Annotated in this window: 16 protein-coding genes; 8 read left to right on the top strand and 8 right to left on the bottom strand. The window is 73.0% G+C overall.

Features of this window, described 5'->3' with window-relative positions; all coding sequences use genetic code 11:
* The first annotated feature begins 81 nt into the window (after window positions 1-81).
* The 5 genes from ACYF6T_RS37080 (at window position 82) to ACYF6T_RS37060 (ending at window position 4640) form a co-directional block, all read left to right on the top strand.
* Entirely contained in the window at window positions 82-747 is a 666-nt protein-coding gene (locus ACYF6T_RS37080) for an amino acid ABC transporter permease (RefSeq protein WP_461702139.1), read from the top strand.
* On the top strand, window positions 744-1646 hold the full coding sequence (locus ACYF6T_RS37075; protein WP_461702138.1) for an amino acid ABC transporter permease: 903 nt from the start codon (window positions 744-746) through the stop codon (window positions 1644-1646). The genes ACYF6T_RS37080 and ACYF6T_RS37075 overlap by 4 nt, the downstream gene beginning before the upstream one ends.
* 180 nt (window positions 1647-1826) lie before the next feature.
* Window positions 1827-3431, top strand: coding sequence for an FAD-dependent monooxygenase (locus ACYF6T_RS37070; RefSeq protein WP_461702137.1), 1605 nt, complete (start codon window positions 1827-1829; stop codon window positions 3429-3431).
* A 277-nt stretch (window positions 3432-3708) separates the two neighbouring features.
* The gene (locus ACYF6T_RS37065) at window positions 3709-4242 is read left to right on the top strand and encodes a cupin domain-containing protein (RefSeq protein ID WP_461702135.1); all 534 of its coding nucleotides are present in this window, start codon (window positions 3709-3711) and stop codon (window positions 4240-4242) included.
* Window positions 4233-4640 carry a rhodanese-like domain-containing protein gene (locus ACYF6T_RS37060; RefSeq protein WP_461702157.1) on the top strand — a complete coding sequence of 136 codons (408 nt, stop codon included), beginning with the start codon at window positions 4233-4235 and terminating at the stop codon, window positions 4638-4640. The genes ACYF6T_RS37065 and ACYF6T_RS37060 overlap by 10 nt, the downstream gene beginning before the upstream one ends.
* Before the next feature lie 30 nt (window positions 4641-4670).
* Here the strand turns inward: ACYF6T_RS37060 and ACYF6T_RS37055 are convergent, their stop codons facing one another.
* The 3 genes from ACYF6T_RS37055 to recA all read right to left on the bottom strand — a co-directional run bounded on the left by ACYF6T_RS37055 (window position 4671) and on the right by recA (window position 8293).
* Entirely contained in the window at window positions 4671-5597 is a 927-nt protein-coding gene (locus tag ACYF6T_RS37055; RefSeq protein ID WP_461702156.1) for a sugar ABC transporter substrate-binding protein, read from the bottom strand.
* Between the two features lie 652 nt (window positions 5598-6249).
* Window positions 6250-7161 (bottom strand): recombination regulator RecX, encoded by a 912-nt coding sequence (recX, locus tag ACYF6T_RS37050; protein ID WP_461702134.1) that lies wholly within the window; start codon window positions 7159-7161, stop codon window positions 6250-6252.
* Between the two features lie 4 nt (window positions 7162-7165).
* A complete protein-coding gene (gene recA / locus ACYF6T_RS37045; protein ID WP_461702133.1) occupies window positions 7166-8293 on the bottom strand; it encodes a recombinase RecA in 1128 nt (375 codons plus the stop codon).
* 315 nt (window positions 8294-8608) lie between these two features.
* Here recA and ACYF6T_RS37040 point away from each other — a divergent pair, with 315 nt between their 5' ends.
* The gene (locus ACYF6T_RS37040; protein ID WP_461702131.1) at window positions 8609-9448 is read left to right on the top strand and encodes a hypothetical protein; all 840 of its coding nucleotides are present in this window, start codon (window positions 8609-8611) and stop codon (window positions 9446-9448) included.
* 21 nt (window positions 9449-9469) lie between these two features.
* Here ACYF6T_RS37040 and ACYF6T_RS37035 read toward each other — a convergent pair whose 3' ends face one another.
* Window positions 9470-10945, bottom strand: a complete 1476-nt coding sequence (locus ACYF6T_RS37035; RefSeq protein ID WP_461702129.1) for an AI-2E family transporter — start codon at window positions 10943-10945, stop codon at window positions 9470-9472.
* Window positions 10946-11005: 60 nt separating this feature from the next.
* Entirely contained in the window at window positions 11006-11200 is a 195-nt protein-coding gene (locus tag ACYF6T_RS37030; RefSeq protein WP_461702128.1) for a DUF3046 domain-containing protein, read from the bottom strand.
* 80 nt (window positions 11201-11280) lie between these two features.
* Here ACYF6T_RS37030 and ACYF6T_RS37025 point away from each other — a divergent pair, with 80 nt between their 5' ends.
* Window positions 11281-12225, top strand: coding sequence for a prenyltransferase/squalene oxidase repeat-containing protein (locus ACYF6T_RS37025; protein WP_461702126.1), 945 nt, complete (start codon window positions 11281-11283; stop codon window positions 12223-12225).
* Window positions 12226-12235: 10 nt separating this feature from the next.
* Here ACYF6T_RS37025 and ACYF6T_RS37020 read toward each other — a convergent pair whose 3' ends face one another.
* From ACYF6T_RS37020 to ACYF6T_RS37010, 3 genes are read right to left on the bottom strand one after another with little or no spacing between them, the layout of a single operon-like run.
* A complete protein-coding gene (locus tag ACYF6T_RS37020) occupies window positions 12236-12544 on the bottom strand; it encodes an AzlD domain-containing protein (RefSeq protein ID WP_461702124.1) in 309 nt (102 codons plus the stop codon).
* The gene (locus tag ACYF6T_RS37015) at window positions 12541-13290 is read right to left on the bottom strand and encodes an AzlC family ABC transporter permease (RefSeq protein WP_461702122.1); all 750 of its coding nucleotides are present in this window, start codon (window positions 13288-13290) and stop codon (window positions 12541-12543) included. The genes ACYF6T_RS37020 and ACYF6T_RS37015 overlap by 4 nt, the downstream gene beginning before the upstream one ends.
* Before the next feature lie 10 nt (window positions 13291-13300).
* Window positions 13301-14149: a helix-turn-helix transcriptional regulator gene (locus ACYF6T_RS37010; protein WP_461702120.1), complete on the bottom strand. Its 849-nt coding sequence runs from the start codon at window positions 14147-14149 to the stop codon at window positions 13301-13303.
* Window positions 14150-14436: 287 nt separating this feature from the next.
* Here ACYF6T_RS37010 and ACYF6T_RS37005 point away from each other — a divergent pair, with 287 nt between their 5' ends.
* The gene (locus ACYF6T_RS37005) at window positions 14437-19521 is read left to right on the top strand and encodes an ATP-dependent helicase (RefSeq protein ID WP_461702118.1); all 5085 of its coding nucleotides are present in this window, start codon (window positions 14437-14439) and stop codon (window positions 19519-19521) included.
* The last annotated feature ends 7 nt before the right edge of the window (window positions 19522-19528 follow it).

Here is a 19528-nt window from a genome sequence, read left to right as displayed (position 1 = left end):
GCGCGCCGTCGCCTCGCGCGATCACGGCGACGGCGCGCCGGGCCCTTCTCGTACGCCATCCACCCGGAAGCGCGGGACATCGTGTTCGACTTTCTCCAAGGCTATGACGTCCTAGGGGCGTTCTGGATGACGGTGAAGCTCACCGTCCTCTCCGCCGTCGGCTCCCTGGTCTGGGGCACCCTGCTGGCCGCGATGCGGGTCAGCCCGGTTCCGCTGATGCGCGGGTTCGGCACCGCCTACGTCAACATCGTGCGGAACATCCCCCTCACGGTCATCATCCTGTTCACCTCGCTGGGCCTGGCCGACATCTTCGGCGTGACCATGGGCGCCTCCGACTTCAAGGTGCAGGGCTTCCGGCTGGCGGTGCTCGGTCTGGTCGCCTACACCGCGGCCTTCGTCTGCGAGGCCCTGCGGTCCGGCATCAACACCGTGCCGCTGGGCCAGGCCGAGGCGGCCCGGGCCATCGGGCTGAGCTTCAGCCAGACGCTGCGGCTGATCGTGCTGCCGCAGGCGTTCCGCTCGGTCATCGGCCCGCTGGCCAACGTGCTGATCGCCCTGACCAAGAACACCACTGTGGCGGCCGCGATCGGCGTGGCCGAGGCCGCCTACCTGATGAAGTCGATGATCGAGAACGAGGCGCAGACCCTGCTGATCGGCGCGGTCTTCGCCTTCGGGTTCGTGGTGCTGACCCTGCCCACCGGGCTCTTCCTGGGCTGGCTGGGCAAGCGACTGGCGGTGAAGCGATGACCTCCGTCCTCTACGACGCTCCCGGCCCCCGGGCCCGGCGGCGCAACGTCGTCCTCTCGGTCGTCTTCGTCGTCCTGCTCGCCCTGCTGCTGTGGTGGGTCTGGAACACGATGGACGACAAGGGCCAGCTGAAGTGGTCCCTGTGGCAGCCGTTCACCACCTCCGAGGCGTGGACGACGTACCTGCTGCCGGGCCTCGGCGACACCCTGAAGGCCGCCGCGCTGTCCATGGTCATCGCGCTTCCGCTGGGCGCGGTCTTCGGCATCGCCCGGCTGTCGGACCACCGGTGGGTGCGCATCCCGGCCGGCGTCGTGGTCGAGTTCTTCCGCTCGATCCCGGTCCTGCTGCTGATGCTGTTCGCCAACGAGTTCTACGCCCGCTCCACCAGCGTCGGCAGCGAGGACCGGCCGCTGTACGCGGTCGTCACCGGCCTGGTGCTCTACAACGCCTCGGTGCTCGCCGAGATCGTGCGGGCCGGCATCCTCGCGCTGCCCCGCGGCCAGACGGAGGCCGCGTACGCGATCGGGCTGCGCAAGGGCCAGACGATGACCAGCATCCTGCTGCCGCAGGCGGTCACGGCGATGCTGCCAGCCATCGTCAGCCAGCTCGTGGTGATCGTGAAGGACACCGCGCTGGGCGGTGTGATGATCGGCTACACCGAGCTGCTCAACACGCGCAGCACCCTGGCGGCCAACTACGCCAACGTCATCCAGAGCTTCGTCGTGGTGGCGATCATCTACATCGTCGTCAACTTCCTCCTCACCAGCTTCGCCAGCTGGCTGGAGGGAAGGCTGCGGCGGAGCAAGCGCGGCACGGGCGCGGTGGTCGGCGTCGGAGACGTCGAGGAACTCAACGCGGCCGAGGTCGGCGGCGGCTACGGGACCGGCGCCGCGGCCTGATCTGATGATCGGTCAACCCGCTTGACCCACACGGAGGCAGTGGCGTGATCGCCACTGCCTCCGTCACTTGACGCAAGCACCGGCAATGGGTTGCATACGTTCTGTGATCGTGCACCCTGCTCCAACTTCCTGTTCACGTACGTCCTTCAGGACACCGCCGCGGGCAGGGGGCGCCACGCCGTGGACCCGGTGATCATCGTCGGAGCGGGGCCCGTCGGGCTCACGCTCGCCCTGGCTCTGGCGCGCCAGGAAGTGCCCTCGGTCGTGCTCGACGAGGGTCCCGGCAAGGACGAACCCCGCCTCGCCCGCACGGTCGTCCTGCGCGAGGACACCGCCGCCCTGATGCAGCGGCTGACCGGTCTGGACATGGACGAGGCCGGTGTGCGCTGGGCCGGATGGCGGTCCCTGCGGCGCAAGCAGGTGATGCGCGAGATCATCTTCGACGACGACACCGACCCCGCTCCGCTGCACATCGCCCAGCACGTCCTGACCGACGCCCTGCGCCAGGCCCTGGTCCACGAGCGGCTGGCCAAGGTCGCCGTGGACAGCCGCCTCGACGGCATCGAGCAGGAGCCCTCCGGCGTCACCGCCCACACCCGCGGCCCGAAGGGCACCTGGTGGCGCGGCAGTTACCTGGTCGGCTGCGACGGCCCCCGCTCGACGGTCCGCAAACTCCAGGACATCCGCTTCCCGGGCCGTACGGCGGTGGAGCGACACGCCGTGGCCGCACTGCGCACGGAACTTCCGTGGGACCGCGAAGCGTTGCTCCATCGGATGCCGCCGTGGCGGACGTCGGGACCCTCGGGCGGGGAGGTGGCCGGACGCCCGCTCCCGGACGGGGTGTGGCGCCTGGACTGGCTGCTGCCGCCGGGCAAGGACCTGGTCACGCCCGAGCTGCTGGTCGCCCGCATCCGAGAGACCCTGGCCGGCTGGACGGAGGGCGCCACACCGTCGTACGAACTCCTCGACACCGGCGTCCACACCGTGCACCACCGGCTGGCCCGCCGCTGGAGGGCCGGCCGGGTCTTCCTCGCCGGGGACGCCGCGCATCTGCTCGGCGCGCTCGGCACGCAGGGGCTGGACGAGGGGCTCCGGGATGCCGACAACCTCGCCTGGAAGCTGGCCTCGGCCTGGCACCACGGGCCGCACGAGGCGCTGCTCGACAGCTACCAGGCGGAGCGGCGCGCGGTCGTCGCCGCCCGGTTGCGCGCCGCCGACCAGGCCCTGCCGATGCTGCGCGGCGGCGGAGGGCTGCGCGCCTACGTCCCCGGGACGGCCCGGGGCCACGACGCGCTGCTCACGGACGGTCACCTGGGGCGCGGGGTGCTGGGCGCGCCGGGGGCGTACGCCGCCTCGCCGCTGGCGCCGCGGCACCTGGAGGGAGAGGTGCCCTTGGGCACGGAGCCGGGGGCGCCCGTCGCCGATGTGCGGGTGACCGCGGAGGACGGCTCCTTCGTCCGGCTGCGGGACCGGCTGGGCCGGGGGGCGCTGCTGGTGGTGCTGATCGCGCCGGGCACGGGCGTGTGGGACCGCAAGCACTGGGTCACCGCCGGGGTCATGCCCCGGCTGGCGGCGGCGGTCACCGCGCTGCCGCGGCCCGCCGAACTGCTGGTCGCCGAGAGCTATCCGGGGGCGGCGGCCCACACCGTGTTGCTGGTACGGCCGGACGGTCACCTGGTGACGGCACTGGCCGGCGTCCGCCCGGCCGATCTGTACGCGGCGGCGGAGGCGGCGCTGGGAGGACCGGCGACGGAGGGGGCCGAGGCGGGGGCCGGGGCGCGTTGAAGCCGCGTACGGCTGTCGTTCGTCTGCCCGCCGTACTCACCGTCACCGTGCGGTCCACATAGTGACGGTGAGTTGACCGTTCCTGGCCGTCATGGTGTACTCCGGATCGTGACCGACACCTGTGTGCGCCTGTGGCGGAGGGTCCATCTGGACCTCGTCCGCTACCCCGGCTGCCTGTGTCACGTGTCCTGCTGAATTCGCATCCCCTTCCTCACCCACGCGCGCCGCTTTCCGTCGTCGCGCGTGCTCCGCGAACTCTCTTTCAGGACGGTGTCACGTGTCTGTCTCCCCTGCCGCGTCCGCGACCGCGCCGGTCTCCGTGCCGACGCAGGCCGACCTCCTCGACTTCGTGCGGCGCGTCGCCGCCGACGCCGAGCTGATCGACTCGCTCCCGCTCGACCCGGAAGGCCGCACCTGGGTGCGGCTGGAGGGCCCCGGCGGCAGCGAGGCCTGGCTGATCGGCTGGCCGCCCGGCACGGGCACCGGCTGGCACGACCACGCCGAGTCCGTCGGCGCCTTCGTGACGGCGGCCGGTGAGCTGAGGGAGAACTCCCTCGCCGCGCGGCTGCCCGCGGACGGCTGGAAGACCCTGGAACTGACCGACGGGGTGGACCGGGAGCGGCGGCTGCCGACCGGCAAGGGGCGGGCCTTCGGCCGGCACCACGTCCACGAGGTGTTCAACGAGTCCGCCGACCGGCACGCGATCTCCGTCCACGCCTACTACCCGCCGCTGCCGCAGATCCGCCGCTACAGCCGCGTCGGCCAGATCCTGCGGCTGGAGCAGGTCGAGCGACCGGAGGACTGGCAGTGAGCGACCTGGGCGAACGACCCGTCGGCATCGACGAGTTGCTGGAGCGGGTGCGGGCGGGCTACGCGCGTGTCGAACCGGAGGAGGCGTACGAGGCCGCCCGGGCCGGTGAGGCGGTGCTGGTGGACATCCGGTACGCGGCCCTGCGCGAGCGCGACGGGCTGATCCCCGGTGCCCTCGTCGTCGAGCGCAACGAACTGGAGTGGCGCCTCGATCCGCAGGGCAGCCACCGCCTGCCCGAAGCCACCGGCCATGACCTGCGGATCGTGGTCGTCTGCAACGAGGGCTACGCGTCGAGCCTCGCGGTGGCGTCCCTGCACCAGTTGGGGTTGGGCCGGGCCACCGATCTGGTGGGCGGGTTCCAGGCGTGGCGGGCGGCGGGGCTGCCGGTGACGCCGTAGGCGGTCGGGGGCCGTCGGCCTGGCGGGCGGTCAGAAGTAGCCGTCCGCCTGGCAGTACAGCGGGGCGGTGTCCGCGTTGTCCTTGGTGATCAGCTCGGCCGGCGTCCGCGCGATCTTCTCGGCCTTGCGTCCGCGCAGCAGATCGATCGCGTTGGTCACCGCCAGCTCACCAGTGTCCGCGGCCGAGTTGGATACCGTCGCGGCGAAACGGCCGTCCTTGAGGGCGGCCAGTCCCTCGTCCGTGCCGTTGACGGTGACGATCTTGACGTCCTTGTGGCCGGCCGCGTCGAAGGCCTTGCGGACGGCGAAGCCCATCTCCTCGTTGGCGACGAAGGCGTAGTCGAGGTCCGGGTGGGCCTGGATCATGTTCGCGGCGACGGTCCGGGCCTTCACCGGGTCGAACATGCCGGGCTGGTCGGCGACGACCCGGGCGTTGGCCGGGAGGGCGCCCCTGAAGCCGTTCACCAGCAGGTCGGAGGCGGCGCCCGGGGCACCGGCGACGATGCCGACCTCGACGTCCTTGCCGCCGGCGTCCTGTTGGATCCATCCGGCGTCCAGCCGCCCCACCTTCTTCAGGTCGACGACGACGGCGCCGAGGATGCCGGAGGTGTCCTGCGGCACGACCGAGGTGAGGAAGACCGGTATCCCGGCCTTCTTCGCCCTGGCGATGTCTCCTTCCAGCGCGTTCACGTCGACGGTCTGCACGATCAGCGCGTTCACCTTGCGGGCGATCATGTCGTCGATGTTCGCCAGCTCGGTCGCGGCGTCCTGGTGGGAGTTGGCGGTCCGGATCCGGGCGAGGTTGCTGTTGGCCGCCTCCTCGACGGCCTTGCGCAGGCATGTGTGGAACTCGGTGCCGCCCCCGTTGACGAACCCCAGCGTGATCGTCCCCTCGACCAACGGCTTCGCGTCGTCCCCACCGGGCATCAGCCCGCACCCGCCGAGCAGCAGGACCATGCCGAAGACCGACAGGCTCAGGCGTCCAAGCGAGGTTCTTCGGAACTGGGCTTCGACCACGACGAGGCGCCTTTCGGGGGTGGGAGACCGGGCTCTGGGCAGAGTCGGCTGAGCATTGACGCGGGCGCGGGGGGAAGCACGCGAAGGGGTACTGCACGGATGCGGGGGTACGGCCGCTGGTTGCGGCGCACGTACAGGGCACGCGCAGGACGGCAGCCGGTGAGGCGGCTCCACGACGGCAGCAGACGGTACCCAGGACCGGCGTCGACCGACCCCGCTGGGGGCGCAAGGTAAGAGTGCGCGTCGTGGGGTTGTTGGGACGGAACTCCGGGCGACGGTTCCCGATCCGCTGCCCTTCACACCCCGCCAACTGCTGTGCCGGGCGGAGGCTGGCGTCACCTTGTCTGTACCAAGCCGCGTCCTGTCCGCATGGGGCAGCACCCTGTCTGCACCCAACCGCGCCCTGCAGACGCCCGCCTCACACTCTCGGCGCTCGGCTCATCCGCTCAGCGCTCGGCTCATCCACCCGACGCTTGGCTGACGCTCTCGGCGCTCAGCCGTACCTTCTCGGCGCTGAGCGATACCTTCTCGGCCCTCAGCCCCACCCTCCCTGCGCTCGGCCCCAGCCGTTATGGCGCTCAGCCACGCCCCCTCAGAAGCCCTCGTCCTCCAGGAACTCCGTGTCCTCCCCCTCTTCCTCCAGCGCCCGCCGGACCACGCGCAGGGCCATGCCCTCGGGGTAGCCCTTGCGGGCGAGCATGCCGGCGAGGCGGCGCAGCCGTTTGTCGCGGTCGAGGCCGCGGGTGGAGCGCAGCTTGCGGGCGACGAGCTCGCGCGCCGTCTCCTCCTCCTGCTCGGAGTCGAGCTGCGCGACCGCCGCGTCGATCAGCGTGGAGTCGACGCCCTTGGTCCGCAGCTCCTGGGCGAGCGCCCGCCGGGCGAGCCCCCGGCCATGGTGCCGGGACTCCACCCAGGCGTCCGCGAACGCGCTGTCGTTGATCAGTCCGACCTCCTCGAACCGCGACAGCACCTCCTCCGCGGCCTCGTCCGGGATCTCCCGCTTGCGCAGGGCGTCCGCGAGTTGCTTGCGCGTGCGCGGCGTCCCGGTGAGCAGGCGCAGACAGATCGCCCGCGCCCGCTCCACCGGGTCCGCCGGGGGCTCCTCCCGCTCGGCCCTCGACGAGGAGGAGGGGCCCCCGTCCTCACCGGCCGGCTCTCCGCGACGCCGTTGCCGACGTCCGCGGGAGCCGCCCGCACCACGGGCTCCGCCACGAGCCCCTGGACCACGGCGCGAGCCCTCGCCGGACTCGCCGAACGAGCCGGGGCCGCCCGGCTCGCCGTCGTCCGGCCACGGCCCTTCGCCGAGCGCGTCACCGCTCGGCTCCGTGGCGTCGTACGACCCCCCGTGGCCGTACGACGCCACGCGGCCGTGTCCCCCGTCCGCGCCGTCGCCGTCCCCGTACGCCATGCCGCCCGGCCCGGCGAAACCCCCGTCGCCTGCCGCTCCGCGCTCACGCGCGGCGTCCTGGTAGGCGTACTCGGTCCAGTCGGTTCGCCGTGTCATGCGGTCAGCTCTTGGCAGCCGGGGCCTTGGTCTTGGCCGCCTTGGCGGCCGCCGGGGCCGGCACCGTCTTCGCCGCGTCGTCCGCGGGGACGGTGACCGCGGCGTCCGCTCCCGGCTCCGCGCTCGGCTCCTCCGGCCGCACGCCGACGCCCAGCTTCTCCTTGATCTTCTTCTCGATCTCGTTGGCCAGGTCGGGGTTGTCCTTCAGGAAGTTGCGCGCGTTCTCCTTGCCCTGACCGAGCTGGTCGCCCTCGTACGTGTACCAGGCGCCGGCCTTGCGGACGAAGCCGTGCTCCACGCCCATGTCGATCAGGCCACCCTCGCGGGAGATGCCCTGGCCGTAGAGGATGTCGAACTCCGCCTGCTTGAAGGGCGGCGCCACCTTGTTCTTGACGACCTTGCAGCGGGTGCGGTTGCCGACCGCCTCCGTGCCGTCCTTCAGGGTCTCGATGCGACGGATGTCGATACGCACCGAGGCGTAGAACTTCAGCGCCCGGCCACCGGTCGTGGTCTCCGGGGAGCCGAACATGACGCCGATCTTCTCGCGCAGCTGGTTGATGAAGATGGCGGTGGTCTTGGACTGGTTGAGCGCGCTGGTGATCTTCCGCAGCGCCTGGCTCATCAGGCGGGCCTGCAGACCGACGTGGCTGTCGCCCATCTCGCCCTCGATCTCCGCGCGCGGGACGAGCGCGGCAACGGAGTCGATGACGATGAGGTCGAGGGCGCCGGAGCGGACCAGCATGTCCACGATCTCCAGGGCCTGCTCGCCGTTGTCCGGCTGGGAGAGGATCAGGTTATCGATGTCGACGCCGAGCTTGCGCGCGTACTCGGGGTCGAGGGCGTGCTCCGCGTCCACGAACGCGACCTGGCCGCCGGCCTTCTGGGCGTTCGCCACCGCGTGCAGGGTCAGCGTGGTCTTACCGGAGGACTCCGGTCCGTAGATCTCGACGACGCGGCCGCGCGGGAGGCCGCCGACGCCGAGGGCCACGTCGAGCGCGGTCGACCCGGTCGGGATGACCTCGATGGGCTCCTTGGACCGCTCGCCCATGCGCATGACCGCGCCCTTGCCGAATTGCCGTTCAATCTGTGCGAGCGCGGCGTCGAGGGCCTTCTCGCGGTCGGTTCCTGCCATGGGTTCCACCCGGTTTGCTTGAGTCGATCGCTTCACGTCAAAGACGCTAACGCCTGCCACTGACAATGCGCCCCGACGCCGGTCCGGCCTGTGGATAACTCGGGTACATCCACACCCAAAACTGGGCGAACTCCCCGTCGAGAGCCCCGCCGGAGCCTCCATAAGAATGGATGTTCGATTTTCGTGTCAAGCGCACCACGCGGCACTCCCGAGACTACGTCCGACCGCCCCAAGTCCCGTCTGCTTCGGGGGGCGTACGGCGGATGTCTCCGCCCGGAGGACGACCAGGCTGGTCGTTCTCGGGAGGGTGGAGGCATGGAGACGCAACGGATCCCAGACGCGAGCGGCGGCCCGGCGACGGCGTCCACGGCCCCGGCGCGGTCGTCGGTCCGGGCGGCCCCGGCGGTCCGGTGGCCCGGCACACGTCCTGTTGAGCGCCTGTGCCACGCGACCGGTCTCCTCCTCATCGCCTCCGGCCTGGTGCACCTGGTCGTGTTCGCCGTCGACGGCGGCCCTTGGTACGGCCCCGTCTCCTGGCGCAAGCCCGTCACGTTCGGGCTGTCCTTCGGTGTGACCCTGATGGCGGTCACCTGGGTCACCTCGTATGTGCGCGTCGGACCACGGCTGCGCACCCTCCTGCTCGCCGTGTTCGCCGCCGACTGTGTCGTGGAGGTCGGCGGCATCACCCTCCAGGCGTGGCGGAAGGTGCCCTCGCACCTCGACATGGAGACGCCCTTCGACACCGCGGTGTCGATGACGCTCGCCGTCGGCGGCGGTGTCCTCGTGGTGCTGCTGACCGTGTTCGCTGTGGCCTCGTTCCGGCATCGGCCGACCGGGCCCGCCGGGATGGCGCTCGCCGTGCGGTCCGGGTTCGCGATCCTGCTGGTCGCCCTCGGCTCGGGAGCGGCGATGATCGCGCGCGGGGTGATCCTCACCCGCACCGGTCACCAGGAGGCGGCGTACCACTCGACGGCCCCGCTCAAGCCCCTGCACGGCGTCAGCCTGCACGCGGTGCTGGTCCTGCCGGCCCTGGCCTGGCTGCTGTCCCGCACGTCCTGGAGCGAGCCGGTCCGGCAGCGGGTCGTGACCACGGCGACCGCCTGTTACGCGGTGGCCGTCACCGGCGCGGGAGTGTGGGCGGCCCTCACGTACTGAACCGCGGTCACGGCCCGCGCGTCAGGAGAAGGTCTCCCCGGAGCTCGGGGAATCCGGGGATTCTGGGGAGCCCGGGGATTCTGAGGAGCCCGGGGAATCCGGCACATCCCGGGTATCCGTGCTCGCGGGCGGTCCCGCCTCGCCCCGCGCCTCCGTGCCCGCGGGCGGTCCCGCCTCGCCCCGCGCCTCCGTGCCCGCGGGCCGCCCCGCCTCGCTCCGCGCCTCCGTACCCGCCCCCGGCCGCTGCGCCCCCAGGCGTGTCAAGCGTGCGAACAGCCCACGCCCCGACCTCGTCCCCGTCCTCGCGCCCGTCTCGGCCGCCGACCCCGACCCCCCGCGCCGGTGCCCCTGCACCCGCGGATCGTCCGTGACGGCGTACCGCTTCACATACGCCCCCAGGAACGCCTGCAGCGTGGCGACCGCCGGAATCGCGATCAGGGCGCCGACGGCACCGAGGAGCGCGGTGCCGGCGATGACCGATCCGAAGGCGACGGCGGGATGGATGTCGACCGTCTTGGAGGTCAGCTTGGGTTGCAGCACGTAGTTCTCGAACTGCTGGTAGATCACGACGAAGACCAGCACCCACAGCGCGTACCAGGGCTCCACCGTGAAGGCGATCAGCATGGGCAGGGCGCCCGCGAGGTACGTGCCGATGGTCGGGATGAACTGCGAGACGAGGCCCACCCAGACGGCGAGCACGGGCGCGTAGGGCACGCCCAGCGCCTGTAGCAGGACGTAGTGCGCGACTCCGGAGATGAGTGCCATCAGACCGCGCGAGTACAGGTAGCCGCCGGTCTTGTCGACGGCGATCTCCCACGCGCGCAGCACCTCGGCCTGCCGCGCGGGCGGCAGCACCGAGCAGATGGTCCGCCGCAGCCGGGGGCCGTCCGCGGCGAAGTAGAACGAGAACAGCGCGATGGTCAGCAACTGGAAGAGGCCGCCGAGGACCTGGGCGGACACGTCCAGCACGCCGGTGGCGCTGTTGCGGACGTAGTTGCGCAGCCAGTCGGAGCGCAGCAGGCCCTCCTGGATGTCCACGCGCTTCAGGTCGGTGTGGAAGTGCGTGTTGACCCAGTTGATGACGGAGTCGAGATAGTCCGGGAAGTCCTCGACGATCTTGATGATCTGGCCCGCGAGCATCGAGCCGAGCAGGGTGACGAAACCCGCCGCCATGATCATCACGGCGAGGAAGACCAGGAAGGTGGCAAGCCCCCTGCGCATGCCCCGGGAGGCCATCCAGCTCACCGCGGGCTCGACGGCGAGGGCCAGGAAGAACGCGATGAGGATGTTGATCAGCAGCCCGGTCAGCTGGTGGAAGGCCCAGGTGCCCAGCTGGAAGGCGGCGTAGAGGGCGAGCACGAGCACCACGGCGCGCGGCAGCCAGCGCGGCATACGGCCGCCCGGCCCGGCGCCGTCGGCCGGGGGCCGGTCGGGCGGCGTCGTGCCGAACGGGGATGCGTGCCGGGCGAGCTGCCCGCTCTCGTCAGTCGGTGCCACGATGCAAGTCTCGCCGACGGGACGGACAATCGGCTGCCGTCCTGCGATCTTCGTACGGGCTCAGCGCTTCTCTCCCGGAACGTCCATGACCGTGCAGACCACGCGCCACACGTCTTTGGCGTCCCAGCCGGCGTCCAGCGCTTCGTGAACGGTGCGCCCGCCGAGCTCCGACATCACGTGATCGCGCGCGAAGGTGTCGGCGTACCCCGGACCGAAGTGCTCCGTCATCCGCTGCCAGAAGACCGTCAACCGCATGCCTCCAGTATCCCGCCCCTGGGGGTGGGCCTGAGCCGGGACCGCTTGCCGAGACCGCTTTCCGGCCTACGGTCTGACCCATGTCCGAAACAGGAGCTTCCCCACTCCCCGCTACGCCCCCGGCGCACTCCCCGCTCTTCCGCGCCGAGCACTTCGTGTGGCTCACCGCGCGCGTGCTGGAGCAGCGCCTCTTCGCACACCACTTCCTGAACGGCGGCGCCGACCCGGTGGAGACGGCGCTGGACGCCTACCGCAACGAGGACGGCGGGTACGGCCACGCGCTGGAGCCCGATCTGCGCGGCCCGGTCAGCCAGCCGCTGCACACCGCGCACGCGCTGCGCGTCCTGGACTCCATCGGCCGCTGCGGGGGACAGCGCGTGGAGCGCGTGTGCCGCTACCTCACCTCCGTCTCCACCACGGACGGGGCGCTGCCTGCGATCCATCCCAGCCAGCGCGGCTACCCGGCGGCCCCGTTCATGCCCGTCCTGGACGACCCGCCGAGCGAACTCCTGGCCACCGGGCCGGTGGTGGGTCTGCTGCACCGCAACGAGGTGTGGCACGCCTGGCTGTTCCGGGCCACGGACTTCTGCTGGCAGGCGATCGACTCCCTGGAGAGCTCGCACCCCTACGAGATCGAGGCCGCCGTGGCCTTCCTGGACTCCGCTCCCGACCGCCCGCGCGCGGAGGCGGCCGCCGACCGCCTCGGCCGCATGGTGCGCGCGCACCGGCTGGCCGTACTGGACCCGGACGATCGCGCCGCCTATCCGGTCGCGCCCGGTTACGCCCCCGGCGAGCACCATTTCCCGCACGACTACGCGAAGACGCCGAGTTCGCTCGCGCGCGCGTGGTTCACGGACGACGAGATGGCACGCTCCCTGGACTTCCTCGCCGACTCCCAGCAGGAGGACGGCGGCTGGCCCGTCCGCTGGCGCCAGTGGACACCGGGCATCGCCCTGGAGGCCCGCCCTGTGGTGACGATCGAGGCGCTGCGCGCGCTCAGGGCGCACGGCTGGTCCATCGGCTGACCGGCGGACCTCACCCGCCCATGGCCCGCACCCCCGCGGTCACCACCACGGCCGCCGCGACGACCAGCAGGAAGGGTGCCCGCAGCACCAGCGCGACGGCTGCCGCGGCGAGCCCCGCGACCCGTGCGTCGACGACCAGGGCACGCCCGTCGGCGAAGGTCTGCTGAGCGGTCAGCGCGGCCAGCAGGGCCACCGGCAACAGCGCGGCCAGGCGTCTGACGAGCGGCCTCTGAAGGGTGCCGGCCGGCACCAGCAGACCGGCGAGCTTGACGGCGTAGCAGCCGAGGGCGGTCGCACCGACGGCGATCCAGGTGTTCAACGGACGTCCTCCTCGCGGGTGCGTCGGCCGGACAGGAACAGGACGGCCGGGGCCGCGAGCGCCGCCGCCAGGACGGGCACCCCGGCGGGCAGGACGGGCAGCAGGCCGAGCCCCAGCACCACGGCGAGAGCGGCGACGGCACGTTCCGTGGTGGTCTTCAGCATCGGCGCCAGCAGCGCCAGGAAGACGGCGGGTCCGGCGGCGTCGAGGCCCCACGCGTCGGTGTCCCCGATGGCGTCGGCCCCCAGGGCGCCGAGCAGGGTGGTGAGGTTCCACAGCAGATACAGGCTCAGCCCCGTCACCGCGAACCCGACGCGCGCGCCGCGCCGCGTGGGCTGTGCCAGGGCGACCGCGGTGGTCTCGTCGATGACCCACTGGGCGGCGAACGGCCGCACCGCGCGCGGGAGGGCCAGCACCTGCGAAAGGCGCAGCCCGTAGAAGGCGTTGCGTACGCCGAGGAAGAAGGCGCCGGCCGCCGCGGTGAGCGGGTTCCCGCCCGCCGCCAGCGCACCCACGAGCGCGAACTGGGACGCGCCCGTGAACACCAGCAGACTGAGCGCACAGGTCTGCGGCAACGCGAGCCCGCTGCCGGCGGAGGTCACCCCGAAGGCGAAGCCGGACAACCCCACGGCGACTCCGACGCCCAGGGCGTCCCGTACGACGGCGGAGTCCGGTTTTCCGCCGTCCGGGCCGTCCGGGCCGTCCGGGCCGTCCGGAGAACGTATGTCTGCTACTGCCTCTGCCATGCCTCGGACGTTAGAAGACGCCTCCCCGGCGGTCTTGTACGTTCTTGCGCTCCCGCTGGTAGGCGCCCGGCGGCACGCCGACGATCCGGCTGAAGTGCCGGTTCAGATGCGGCTGGTCGGTGAATCCCACGGCCACCGCGGCCTCCGCCGGCGAGGTCCCCGCGTCCAGCAGCCCCCGGGCCCGCCGCACCCTGGCATCGGTCAGCCACGCGTGCGGGGGCAGCCCGTACGCCTCCCGGAAGGCCCGCAGCAGTGCGAACGGACTGGTCCCGAGCCCGGACGCCAGCGCCTCCAGGCTCGGCGGATCGGCCATCCGCTCCTCCAGCACCTCCCGCGCGCGTGCCGCGATGGCGGCCCCCGCCGTCCGCACGGTCCGCTGCGGCAGCGATCCGCCGTTCAGCCGCAGCAGCCTGGTCACGGCGACCCGCAGCAGCGTGTCGGCGGCCAGCGCGTTGCCCTCGTCGGCGGCCCGCAGCACCTGGTGCACCAGCCCCACGCAGTACGGATCGGCAAGTACGGGACTCGCGAACCCCGGCGTCCCCCGGATCGAGGTGGTCTCGGCGGCGATCGCGGCCACGACCTCCACCCCCGGATACACGGCCCCGTACCGCCACCCCTCCGGCACCCCGGCCCGGCCCGTATGCGCCGTGTCGGGATTGACCAACGCCAGCGCGCCCGCCCCCGCGTACTGATCGGCCCCGCGATGGTGAAAGACCTCGGCCCCGTCCGCGATGGCCGCGATGACGAACCCCTCATGGGTGTGCCGCACGAACTCCTTGCGCACATACCGGGCCCGCAACAGATCGACCCCCGGCAACTCGGCATACCGCCAGTGCCGCGCCTGCTCACGCACACCCATACCCCCATGGTCGCGCAGCCCCCCACGACTGCCGCACCCGCGTACGGCGGCAAGGGGCCGGGGCGGGGAGCCGCCCGCAGCGGCCGGCGTCCATCACCGTCCACTCCCCACCGACGGCCCTGCCCGACCGAGGACGGACACCCCCCCCCGCCCCGGCCCCGCCCCCCACTCACCCACCGCAGGCGCTACGCGAACCCCCACCGGACCCGCGCCTGCGCCGCAGGCATCACCCCGGCCAAAACCCGCAGGTCACCCGCATTGTCAGTGCCCGGGTGCAGGATGGACACATGGTCAGCTCCGCACACCGAGCCCTGGACGGCTTCTCCCCCGCGACCCGCGGCTGGTTCACGGGCGCCTTCTCCGCGCCCACCGCCGCCCAGGCCGGCGCGTGGCGGGCCATCCGCGAGGGCTCGGACGTGCTGGTCGTGGCCCCCACCGGCTCCGGCAAGACCCTCGCCGCCTTCCTGGCCGCCCTGGACCAGCTCGCCTCGACGCCCCCGCCCGCCGACCCGAAGAAGCGCTGCCGCGTCCTGTACGTCTCCCCGCTCAAGGCCCTCGCCGTGGACGTCGAGCGCAACCTCCGCAGCCCCCTGACCGGCATCCGCCAGGAGTCCGTACGCCAGGGCCTGCCCGAGCCCGAGATCAAGGTGGGCATCCGCTCCGGCGACACCCCGGCGGCCGAGCGTCGCGCGCTGTCGACCCGCCCCCCGGACATCCTGATCACCACCCCGGAGTCCCTGTTCCTGATGCTGACGTCGGCCACGCGCGACGCGCTGACGGGCGTGGAGACGGTGATCCTGGACGAGGTGCACGCGGTGGCGGGCACCAAGCGCGGCGCCCACCTCGCGCTCACCCTGGAGCGCCTGGACGAGCTGCTGCCGAAGCCGGCCCGCCGCATCGGCCTGTCGGCGACCGTCCGCCCGGTCGACGAAGTGGCCCGCTTCCTCTCCCCGCGCCGCAAGGTGGAGATCGTCCAGCCGCCGTCGGGCAAGGAGTTCGACCTCTCGGTCGTCGTCCCGGTCGAGGACCTGGGCGAGCTGGGCGGCTCCCCGGTGGCCGACGGCTCGGAGGGCGCGGAACGCCCGTCGATCTGGCCGCACGTGGAGGAGCGGATCGCGGACCTCGTCCAGTCCCACCGCTCCACGATCGTCTTCGCGAACTCCCGCCGCCTCGCGGAGCGCCTGTGCAACCGCCTCAACGAGATCGCGTACGAACGGGCGACGGGCGAGCCCCTGGCCGAGCACCACGCGCCCGCGGAGCTCATGGGCGGTTCGGGGGCCGCCCAGGGCGCGCCGCCGGTCATCGCCCGGGCCCACCACGGCTCGGTCTCCAAGGAACAGCGCGCCCTGGTCGAGGAGGACCTGAAGGCGGGCCGCCTGCCCGCGGTCGTGGCCACCTCCAGCCTGGAGCTGGGCATCGACATGGGCGCGGTCGACCTGGTCGTCCAGGTCGAGTCACCCCCCTCCGTGGCCTCCGGTCTGCAGCGCGTGGGCCGCGCGGGACACCAGGTCGGCGCGGTCTCCACCGGAGTGGTCTTCCCCAAGTACCGCGGCGACCTGGTCCAGGCGGCCGTGGTCACCGAGCGGATGCGCACCGGCGCCATCGAGTCCCTGAAGATCCCCGCCAACCCGCTGGACGTCCTGGCCCAGCAGCTCGTGGCCATGACGGCGCTGGACACCTGGCAGTTCGACGACCTGCTGGCGACCGTCCGCCGCGCGGCCCCCTTCGCCGCGCTCCCCGAGTCGGCCTTCACGGCCACCCTCGACATGCTGGCCGGCCGCTACCCCTCGGACGCCTTCGCCGAGCTGCGCCCGCGCGTGGTCTGGGACCGCGTCACCGGCGCGATCACCGGCCGCCCCGGCGCCCAGCGCCTGGCCGTCACCTCCGGGGGCACGATCCCGGACCGCGGCCTGTTCGGCGTCTTCCTCGCCGGCGCCGACCCCAAGAAGGGCGGCGGCCGGGTCGGCGAGCTGGACGAGGAGATGGTCTACGAGTCCCGTGTGGGCGATGTCTTCACGCTCGGCACGAGTTCCTGGCGCATCGAGGACATCACGCGCGACCGCGTCCTGGTCTCGCCCGCACCGGGCGTGCCGGGCCGGCTGCCGTTCTGGAAGGGCGACCAGCTGGGCCGCCCGCTGGAACTGGGCCGGGCGGTGGGCGCGTTCCTGCGCGAGATCGGCTCGCTGTCCAAGGAGGACGCCCGTCTGCGCCTCCTGACGGCGGGCCTGGACGCCTGGGCCGCCGACAACGTCCTCGCCTACCTCGACGAGCAGCGCGAGGCCTGTGGCCACGTCCCGGACGACCGCACCATCGTCGTCGAGCGCTTCCGCGACGAGCTCGGCGACTGGCGGGTCGTCGTCCACTCCCCTTTCGGCGCCCAGGTGCACGCCCCGTGGGCGCTCGCCCTCGGCGCCAAGCTCTCCGAGCGCTACGGCATGGACGCCCAGGTCATGCACGCCGACGACGGCATCGTGCTGCGCCTGCCGGACGCCGACCTGATGGGCCTGGACCTGCTCGACCAGGAGCCGGCGAAGGGGGGCAGCGAGTACGACGCCGAGCAGGCGCCGGTCGGTGCGGCGGACGTCGTCTTCGACAAGGGCGAGGTCGACCAGGTCGTCACCGACCAGGTCGGCAGCTCGGCGCTGTTCGCCTCCCGCTTCCGCGAGTGCGCCGCCCGCGCGCTGCTGCTGCCGCGCCGCAACCCGGGCAAGCGCACCCCGCTGTGGCAGCAGCGCCAGCGCGCCTCCCAACTGCTGCAGGTGGCCAGCGAGTTCGGCTCCTTCCCGATCGTCCTGGAGGCGGTCCGCGAGTGCCTCCAGGACGTCTTCGACGTCCCGGGACTGGTCGAGTTGATGGGCGACCTGGAGTCCCGCAAGGTGCGCCTGGTGGAGGTGACCACACCGGAGCCGTCCCCCTTCGCGCGTTCCCTGCTCTTCGGTTACGTCGCCCAGTTCCTGTACGAGGGGGACTCGCCGCTCGCCGAGCGCCGCGCCGCCGCCCTGTCGCTGGACTCCCGGCTGCTGGCCGAGCTGCTCGGCCAGGCGGAGCTGCGCGAGCTGCTGGACGCGGACGTGCTGGCGGAGCTGGAGAAGGAACTGCAGTGGCTCACCGAGGACCGCCGCGTCAAGGACGTTGAGGGCGTGGCGGACGTCCTGCGCCTCCTCGGCCCGCTCACCGACACCGAGCTGGCCGAGCGGGGCGCCGAGCCGCAGTGGGCCCAGGACCTGGCCGCGGCCCGGCGCGCGATCCGCGTCCGCATCGGCGGCGCCGACCACTGGGCGGCGATCGAGGACGCGGGCCGCCTGCGCGACGCGCTCGGCACGGCGCTCCCGGTGGGTGTCCCGGAGGCCTTCACGGAGCCGGTCAAGGACCCGCTCGGCGACCTCCTCGCCCGCTACGCCCGCACCCACGGCCCCTTCACCTCGGCCACGGCGGCGGCCCGCTTCGGCCTGGGCGTCGCCGTCACGGAGGGCGCCCTGCACCGCCTGGCCGCGAGCGGCCGTGTCGTCCAGGGCGAGTTCCACCCGGCGGGCATCGGCCAGGAGTGGTGCGACGCGACCGTGCTGCGCCGCCTGCGCCGCCGTTCGCTGGCGGCCCTGCGGCACGAACTGGAGCCGGTGCCGCCGGCCGCGCTCGCCCAGTTCCTGCCCCAGTGGCAGCACATCGGCAAGGGGCACGGGCTGCGCGGCATCGACGGGCTGGTGCGTGCCGTGGAGCAGTTGCAGGGCGCGTCCGTGCCCGCGTCGGCCCTGGAGAAGCTGGTCCTGCCGTCCCGCGTGGCGAACTACACGCCCGCGATGCTCGACGAGCTCACGGCGGCCGGCGAGGTGGTGTGGGCCGGCGCGGGCGCCCTGCCCGGCAAGGACGGCTGGCTCTCCCTCTATGTGGCGGACGCGGCCCCGCTGCTCCTGCCGCCGCCGCATCCCCTGGAGCTGACCGCGCTGCACCAGTCCGTCCTGGACGCCCTCTCCGGCGGCTACGGCCTGTTCTTCCGCCAGATCGCCGACCAGGTCCGCGCGACCACCCACCCGGACGTCACCGACCCCCAACTGGCCGACGCCGTCTGGGACCTGGCCTGGTCCGGTCACCTGACGAACGACACCCTCGCGCCCATGCGCTCCCTCCTGGGTTCGGGCCGCACCGCGGGCTCCACCGCCCACCGCGCCAAACGCGCCGTCCCGCGCGGCCGCTACGGCTCCCTGACGGCTGCCGCCCGCCCCGCCTCCCGCAGCGGCCCGCCCACCGTCGCCGGCCGCTGGTCCCTGCTGCCGGCCCGCGAACCCGACCCGACGGTGCGCGCCCACGCCCTGGCCCGCACGCTCCTCGACCGGCACGGCGTGGTCACCCGGGGCGCCGTCGCCGCGGAGGGCGTCGAGGGCGGCTTCTCGGCGACGTACCGCATCCTGTCCGCCTTCGAGGAGAGCGGTCAGGCCCGGCGCGGCTATGTGGTGGAGGGGCTCGGCGCGGCCCAGTTCGCGATGGACGGCGCGGTGGACCGGCTGCGCGCGGTGTCCAACGCCCGCGACCGGGGCGAGGCCCTGCCCCGGCCGCCGGCCCCGGGCCCGCAGGACCCCTTCGGCTCCCCGCACGCCTTCGCCGCGCCCGGCGACGGCACGCCCGACGGCGACTCCCCCCTCGGCCACACCGCCGAGGGTGCCGACTTCGCCGACGCGTTCGACTGGACCGGCGGCTTCGACGCGGCCGGCGACGCTCCCCGGGGCGGTGCCCGAGCCCGCGGCAACGGCTCCGGGCACGACGTCACCGGCTTCGACGACTTCGGCCCCCCACCCACCCGGGCCTCCCGCGACGAGTACGTCTCCCCGCGCGACCTCGCCTCCCCCGGCGCGGGCGGCCCCCGCGGCGGCTCCGGCTCCCCGTACGACTCGCATGACCCGTACGGCTCGTATGGTTCCTACGGCCGGTACGGCGCGTACAGCTCACATGGCGCCTTCCCGCAGCGCGGCAACCGGCCCGCCCCCGACTCCCGGGCCGTGGTGCTGGCCGCCGCCGACCCGGCGAACGCGTACGGCGCGGCCCTGCCCTGGCCGGAGCCCCCCACCGGCGCGGGCCACAAACCGGGGCGCAAGGCGGGCTCCCTGGTGGTCCTGGTGGACGGTGAGCTGACGCTCTACATGGAGCGCGGCGGCAAGACCCTGCTGGCCTGGCCGGCCGACCCGGACGGTGCGGCCACCGACGACCCCAGGCTGAGGGCGGCCGCCGAAGCCCTCGCCACGGCTGCCCGCGCGGGCTCGCTGGGCACGGTCACCGTGGAGCGGGTGAACGGCGCCCAGGCCCTGACCTCCCCCATCGGCACCCTCCTGGAAGGAGCGGGCTTCATCGCGACCCCGCGCGGGCTTCGTCTGCGAGCCTGACGCGGGC

It is taken from the genome of Streptomyces sp. 7R007 (genome assembly GCF_054850255.1).
This window is presented reverse-complemented; position numbering and strand designations above follow the sequence as displayed.

Excerpts from the sequence above, each read along its gene's own strand:
- ACYF6T_RS37075 (WP_461702138.1), top strand. The coding sequence starts at position 744 with ATGACCTCCGTCCTCTACGACGCTCCCGGCCCCCGGGCCCGGCGGCGC.
- ACYF6T_RS37055 (WP_461702156.1), bottom strand. The coding sequence starts at position 5,597 with ATGGTCCTGCTGCTCGGCGGGTGCGGGCTGATGCCCGGTGGGGACGAC.
- recX (WP_461702134.1), bottom strand. The coding sequence starts at position 7,161 with ATGACACGGCGAACCGACTGGACCGAGTACGCCTACCAGGACGCCGCG.
- recA (WP_461702133.1), bottom strand. The coding sequence starts at position 8,293 with ATGGCAGGAACCGACCGCGAGAAGGCCCTCGACGCCGCGCTCGCACAG.
- ACYF6T_RS37040 (WP_461702131.1), top strand. The coding sequence starts at position 8,609 with ATGGAGACGCAACGGATCCCAGACGCGAGCGGCGGCCCGGCGACGGCG.
- ACYF6T_RS37030 (WP_461702128.1), bottom strand. The coding sequence starts at position 11,200 with ATGCGGTTGACGGTCTTCTGGCAGCGGATGACGGAGCACTTCGGTCCG.
- ACYF6T_RS37025 (WP_461702126.1), top strand. The coding sequence starts at position 11,281 with ATGTCCGAAACAGGAGCTTCCCCACTCCCCGCTACGCCCCCGGCGCAC.
- ACYF6T_RS37015 (WP_461702122.1), bottom strand. The coding sequence starts at position 13,290 with ATGGCAGAGGCAGTAGCAGACATACGTTCTCCGGACGGCCCGGACGGC.
- ACYF6T_RS37010 (WP_461702120.1), bottom strand. The coding sequence starts at position 14,149 with ATGGGTGTGCGTGAGCAGGCGCGGCACTGGCGGTATGCCGAGTTGCCG.
- ACYF6T_RS37005 (WP_461702118.1), top strand. The coding sequence starts at position 14,437 with ATGGTCAGCTCCGCACACCGAGCCCTGGACGGCTTCTCCCCCGCGACC.